Source organism: Candidatus Enterococcus moelleringii, assembly GCF_017377575.1.
Classification (GTDB): Bacteria; Bacillota; Bacilli; order Lactobacillales; family Enterococcaceae; genus Enterococcus_A; species Enterococcus_A moelleringii.
In genome coordinates, this window is the sequence record NZ_JAFREM010000007.1 from 23,810 (window position 1) to 30,492 (window position 6,683).

7 protein-coding genes are annotated in these 6,683 nt (G+C 40.2%); 1 reads left to right on the plus strand and 6 read right to left on the minus strand.

The genetic code is table 11. From position 1 onward, the window contains the following. Window positions 1-3: 3 nt before the first annotated feature. The 6 genes from JZO70_RS04585 to JZO70_RS04610 form a co-directional block, all read right to left on the minus strand. Window positions 4-744 (minus strand): tyrosine-protein phosphatase, encoded by a 741-nt coding sequence (locus tag JZO70_RS04585; protein ID WP_207672367.1) that lies wholly within the window; start codon window positions 742-744, stop codon window positions 4-6. 11 nt (window positions 745-755) lie between these two features. Further along, a complete protein-coding gene (locus JZO70_RS04590; RefSeq protein ID WP_207672368.1) occupies window positions 756-1,442 on the minus strand; it encodes a CpsD/CapB family tyrosine-protein kinase in 687 nt (228 codons plus the stop codon). Between the two features lie 9 nt (window positions 1,443-1,451). Beyond that, window positions 1,452-2,240, minus strand: coding sequence for a YveK family protein (locus JZO70_RS04595; RefSeq protein ID WP_207672369.1), 789 nt, complete (start codon window positions 2,238-2,240; stop codon window positions 1,452-1,454). 1 nt (window position 2,241) lies between these two features. Further along, window positions 2,242-3,090 (minus strand): hypothetical protein, encoded by an 849-nt coding sequence (locus JZO70_RS04600; RefSeq protein ID WP_207672370.1) that lies wholly within the window; start codon window positions 3,088-3,090, stop codon window positions 2,242-2,244. Between the two features lie 9 nt (window positions 3,091-3,099). Then, on the minus strand, window positions 3,100-3,711 hold the full coding sequence (locus JZO70_RS04605; RefSeq protein WP_207672371.1) for a class D sortase: 612 nt from the start codon (window positions 3,709-3,711) through the stop codon (window positions 3,100-3,102). 76 nt (window positions 3,712-3,787) lie between these two features. Beyond that, a complete protein-coding gene (locus JZO70_RS04610) occupies window positions 3,788-4,390 on the minus strand; it encodes a hypothetical protein (protein ID WP_207672372.1) in 603 nt (200 codons plus the stop codon). Between the two features lie 813 nt (window positions 4,391-5,203). On the opposite strand from JZO70_RS04610, the gene JZO70_RS04615 reads away from it, so the two are divergent. Next, window positions 5,204-6,529, plus strand: coding sequence for an IS4 family transposase (locus tag JZO70_RS04615; protein WP_207672373.1), 1,326 nt, complete (start codon window positions 5,204-5,206; stop codon window positions 6,527-6,529). Window positions 6,530-6,683: the final 154 nt, after the last annotated feature.

The window sequence follows — 6,683 nt, forward strand, 5'->3', positions numbered from 1 at the left end:
CCTTCACAATAACTCCTGATAATTAAAAGGTGCTACTGGATCGCCGTTCACAATATCGCGACACATCTGATCCATTTGTTCCCAACGTTTTTCCCCGAAATGTTTTACTATGTACTCTGAAGCTTCCTTCAAATAGAAGTCCCGCTGCTTCAAGCGATGTGCATCTGAGGCCACCATCTGCACTAGTCCGCTCTCGACTAACCGATGACTTAATTTTTGCACTGGCTTTCCAAATACACCAACAATACTTGGGGCCGTTAATTGTGCCAAACATCCCATATTCAAAAAATTCAATAACTGATTTGGCTCTTCTTGAAACCCAAGATTCCGTTCTGGATGAACAATGATTGGGACTTTCCCCATTTGACAAAGTTCATAAAGCACAGTCTCTGCATAATGAGGAATTTCTGCAGTAGGAAATTCAATTAGTAGATACTGATCTGTTACATCTACAAAAAGAATGCGTTCCTGTTCTATTTCTTGAATCAACTGATCATGGATTCGTACTTCTTGACCTTCAAAGAGAGTCAAAGGAATTCCTTTGTCATCTAATACAGCTTGCAGCTCTTCAACCGCAGGTATGATTTCTGCCGCGGGATTTTGGTAATGTCTATTATGATGGGGAGTACAAAGGATGTGGGTGATGCCTTGCTTCACGGCTTTTTTAGCCATTTTGATACTGTCGTCAATCGTCTGAGCACCGTCATCGACTCCCGGCAAAATATGACAATGTAAATCCAACATCCTTGTTCCTCCTAGCCGTAATAATAATACCCAGCGGAATCGCCTTTTTTCTTACCGTTATAAATTACACCTAAGATATTGGCCTGCGCACGGGTTAATAGATCTTTTGCTTTAATTACATCTTGTTTCTTTGTTTTGCGTTCACGAACCACTAAAAGTGTGCCATCTGTATGAGCAGCTAAAATTTGTGCATCCGTAACCGTCGCTACTGGCGGCATATCGAAGATGATTACATCGAACTCTTCTTTCATGACCTCCATAATGTCCAGCATACGTTGAGAGCCTAAAAGCTCTGACGGGTTTGGCGGCTTCGGTCCACTAGTCATGACAAACATATTGTCCACAGGACCTGGTTGATAATAGCGATCGATGGTTGCTTCACGATTGGTTAACAAATTACTTAACCCCGTCGCATTTGGCAACCGAAAACTTATCGCTACACTCGGTTTGCGTAAGTCAGCATCTACTAGTAAAACCTTGCTACCTGCACTAGCAAACACAATTGCCAAGTTCGCCGAAGTAGTTGATTTCCCTTCAGAAGGTCCCGAAGAGGTAATCACCATCGTCTTGATATCCTTATCCGCTGATGAAAAGCTGATATTTGTTCGAATGGTCCGATACTGCTCAGTCGTAGTTGAAAAATTATCGGTCGCTGCTACTAGCGCTACTGGTTGTATTTCAGTTTTTTTCTTCGCCATAACGTCCTCCTACACTCGCTTCCGTGATTGTCTTCTGCCAGCTGCTGGTTTGGCTGGTGTTTTATGGGTAGTCGTTTGCGGAGCTGAAGCATTTCGGCTATAGCTTAATTCTTTTTTACCCATTTCGGTCACTTGTCCTAAGATTGGCAAGTTCAGTGTTTCTGCCACAAAGCGTTCGTCCTTGACAGTTTTGTCTAAAAGCTCCAGTAAAAAGGCTACTCCTATACCTATCATAATTCCTAAAGCTGCACCAATGGCTAGGTTCAGCTTGTTGTTAGGAGAAACTGGTTTCGTAGGAGTCTGAGCATTTGAAGTAATCGTTACTTTGCTAACACCTAATACCTCTTGGGCTTTATCTTGAAAAATTTGAGAGACTTTATTAGCAATCACTGCTGCTTCTTGTGGATGATTGGCGGTGGCAATCACTTGAAACATTTGCGAATTTTGTGATTGTTCGACTTCGATCATCCCTCTTAAATCTTCACTAGTTAAGTTATAGTTGTTTTCGACCTGCAGCTGATCACGCGCTGTATCAATTACTAAATCCCCAGTGATCATATCCTTATATGTATTGATCAGCAGGACATTGCCGTTAATATCGTTTTGTAGATTGGTGTTCGGATTTTCAGCCACCGTGGACTGAGCAATCATCTGGGTTGACGCACTGTATCTAGGGGTGATGATGAAAAAAGTAACAGCACCCGCTATTAAGATACCTGTTAGTAGACTAACAAGTACCAAGCCGATGCGTTTCTTCAAGATGTCAAAAATTTCCCCTAAGCTAATTGTTTCTTCCATTCTAATCTCCCTTTACCCGACTAACATTTTTGCGACGCAAGACTTCACTAACTAACACGAGGATTATGGCAATTACCAAGCTGATGACTCCAGCCTTGACAAAGGTTAAGTCGAAAGCCTTCAAATAATTGGTAATAAAATGATACATCCCTTCAGACATGATCCCTAACCGATCAATCACTCCACTGAAGTAAACATATAACGGCAAGACCGTCAACATTAAGCCGGCACCACCGATAACAGCTCCAGAAAAGCGTAGGCGTCGGTGCATCCAGCGAGTAGTAATCATTAAACCGACAAAAACAAGTAAAAAGGCCACTCCAACAATGATCATTAACAGCGTCAATGTTTGATTGTAAGCCATCACTTTTTGTCCGTATTCTAATAGGTAAGGAATTGCGATATAAGATTCGAAGGCCCCGGCAGCTGTTTCGTTTAATTGATCGATATTAGTCTGAGTTGCCTCGTCAATTTCAATCCCTTGTTGGGCTGCGTAGCGTTCGACAGCTGTCTGAATGTTCTCAGCAAGCTCATCTTGTCCGACTACATTAAAAGGAACCCCTGTGTAAATGCCTCGGATGTAGTTGTCGATATTCTCTTCCACTACTTCTCTTGGCACCACATCGGCAAGCTCATCTGCCGGGATGTTACTTCCCCGACCGTAGTCTTGAATGCGTTGGGTAACGTCTTCGTGTACTCTAGTTACATAATCTGCTTGATGAATTTGATCCACCATGAATTCTTGATTAAACAGGGTAGTCTTTACACAAGTCAGGGCCAGTAACGAGAAAAGCAACAGAGAACTGATGAAGGCTAATAGCCAACGTGCAAATTTTTTTGATTTGTTCATCTTTCTCCCCTATTCGTTCTCATTAATAAGTGGACCTGATGTGTAATCTGCGGTAATGAATAACCGTTCATCAGTCATCCCTAAGCTATCGATAGGATAGCAGGTATATAGTAGCGCCACACGTCTATCTCGTTGATAGATCAGATCGTTGAGCACTTTATCTTCTTTGTTTGCGACTTCTTTATTGGAAACAGTAAATACATAATTGCCATAGGTTGTCTGGATTTGGATCTCATCACCGACATTGATCATCGCTAATTTGCCAAAGCCGTCGACGTTATGCCCGCCAATTAAGCTTGTCCCCTGTTCGCCAGGATAGACGGAGCCCATAAATTGTCCGGCACCTAATCGTAATAAATCATCGGTATCTCCAAAATACAACGGAACATCCAATCCGATTGGTGAAACAAGTACTCTACCATATTGTTGTCCGCCAACTGGGTATTCCAGTTCGCTGGAGGGAAGCTCATTGTTTTCATTGACTTTTGCTTGAACTTCTTCTTCTTTAACTGCCGTAAAATCTTCAGCTGCTTGCGCATCAAAGGTCGGCGCATCTGTTAGTAGGAATAATTGTATAGTTGATGTCACGAATTGAATGACAGGTTTTCCGATTACGTACATGAGTGAGTATCCGATCACTAAAAAAACAACTGGGGCAACAAGCGCCGCCCCAAGTCTCTTTAGCCAAGAAGTTTTCTTAGGCAACACGCTTTTTAGATACGTAAAACGCACCTGCTGCGGCTACTAATAAACTTCCGAATGATGCAAAACTAACAGCGTAATTAGCGCCAGTTTGTTTTACTGCACTACCAGAAGCATAAACAGTATTTGTTTTTGCTTTAGTAGTAGTTGTAGAACCATTGTTTCCAGCTGGCTCAGTAATTGTTACGCTACCAGGGCTGAAAGTAACAGACAAGCCCAACACGTGTGCTGCTGAAGTTACAATGTTCTTTAATTGATTGATTACATCGCGTGGGAACGCTTTGATCAATTCAGGTAAAGAATTAATGTTTGCAACATTCACATTTTGTGCTGCAGCAATTGAGCGTGCTTGTTGGATATAACCAACAACCGCATCAACATTAGCAGTAGAGACATCGTGTTGTTTCAAGTAGTTTTCTGCTTGAGCACGATCTGAAGCTGCAAAACCAAAGTTTTTGCCGCTTACTGTAACGCCTTTGTCCATCTCTGTTAAAATACGTTGCTCGTCTGCTGTGATCGCGCCATCCGCGTTTGCAGAAGGGACAGCTAATAACAATACCGCCATTACTGCTAAAACAACACTAACAAGTTTTTTCATTCGACAGACCTCCTTTTTTATTTTTTATTTGGAAAAGAGTTTGAAAACTCTGTATCCCGTAATTCGGTTAGCAACTAATCAAAAAATAACCATGCGCCTGATTTCATTACAGGTCACAGTGAGCCATTCTAATTAATCACTGTTCACATTATACTTTCATCTCGTAAAAATTACAACAAAAGTATTATAACTTTCAGATTAAAAAACACCGACATCTTTTGCGCGGCTCTATTTTATTCTGTTGTATTTATAAAGAATTTAGCCGTTTACCCAAAATTACTATTTTTATTGTGGAAAATTGATCCTACAGAAAGGGTTTATTCCATTTAACAGCGTTTGAAAATAGAAAACAACAACAAATTCAATTGCTTTTGCTTCTTTTATTTTCCGGATATTTTTCAAGATATTTCCATAAAAAAACAAAAACCTTCCGTCTGTCCATCTTTGATCAAGGAATATTACACCTTTATTACAGGCTATCTCTCTAATGAATCTCTTACTTTTAGATAGTTATTCTAAACTGCTTTAGTGAAAATAAACAGAATTGGTTATTTGCGGCCGGCTATATAAAAAGCAAAAAGAGGCTGTGACATAAGTCGATGAAAAACCAGTGAAATGACGAGAAAATCGCCCATTTCACTGGTTTTTTGGGTAAAATAAAAGAGTACAGGCTGGACCCCAATGTCATTAACTTAAGAAACTTGACAGTTTGAAGAAGTAGCTATCGGGAATTTCCCGATAGCTGCTTCTTTTCTTTTTATTTCAAGCTATACTTAAGTTAGAAGGTGCCTGATTTCCAAGGAGGGATTGAGAATGAAGATACAAGGTGATTTTCAAGGATTTATACAAGAAGCACAGGTTATCTATTTAGAAGATATTCGTGAAGGGAACCCACAAGCATTTACTCGAAAAAGAAAAACGACTCCTCTTAAACTAATGCTTCAAATGTTCTCGCAAAGAGGCCACTCACAGTTTTCTGAGTTGCTTAACTTTTATGGTGATCAAGATAAGCCATTAGATATCTCGACCGTTGCTTTTTATAATGCACGGATGAAGTACAATCCCAAAGCGATTCATCTAATGATGGCTGACTATCTATCCATGGTTTATGAAAAATACGATGATCAGTTGGCCAAGCTAAATGGCTACATTATTACTGCGATTGATGGTTCTGATATTATCCTTCCCTCAACAGATGAAAATGCAGAAAAATATGGCGTTCATGCAACTTCAAGTTCTGTCGGTCCTGTCATGGCGAAGGTCTCTTTACTTTACGACTGTGTAAATAAGATTGCACTGGATACGTGTATTGAACCTTACAATACGAGTGAGCGCGATTGTGCGGCGAAACACCTAGATCAACTGAAAACGATTCTCCGGCAGCCCACTATTACCACTTTTGATCGTGGATATTATTCGATGAAACTTGTGGATCAACTAATTGAGAATGATCAAAAATTTGTCATGCGAATGAAAAGAAATGATCTTAAGCGATATACGGAGCACTTGGATTCAGGGGACGATCAAACGTTCACTGCCACTTTTGATCGGTTTCAAACCAATCATTATCGGAAAGAACGCGCCTTTCGGACGAAACTGATGAATACCACTTACTCCTTAAGATTCGTCAAGATTCCATTAATCAATTCGACTACTGGCAAAACCTCTGAAGAACTGCTTATGACGAATTTAACACAAGCAGAGTTTTCATTAGAAGGGCTCAAAGAGCTCTATCGACTACGTTGGGAGATCGAAACGGTCTATAATATCATTAAAAATCGAATGAAGTTAGAAGAATTTAGCGGGATACGCGAGCGTCTGATTTTACAGGATATCTATTGTTGTGTCTGGTTTTATAACTTAGTGATGCTTTATATCATCGAAATCAACGAAGAGAACAAAATTGCACAAGAACAATACAAATACGAGATGAGGCGAAATATTGGTATTTCCATCGGCATCATGAAAACCTACTTTCTCCAATCCGTCATAGGTGAAACAGAAGAAAAACGAAATCAATGCATTGAAGAAATGGGAAAGTTGATTATCAAACACTTGGTACCTATCCGACCAAATCGAACCTCCAAGAGACAAACCCCTGTAAACAAATCCAGACGATCTTACCGATACACTTACTGAATTAAAAAACTTAGATAGAGGGCTTATTTAGTCATGCCAAGAACCGAAAAAATAAGCTAGGAATAGTCAAAGGAGAAGAACCCTCGAACTATTCCTAGCTTTTATTTGTCAATACGCTTAAGTTAATGACATTGGGCTGGACCCTGTACTCTAA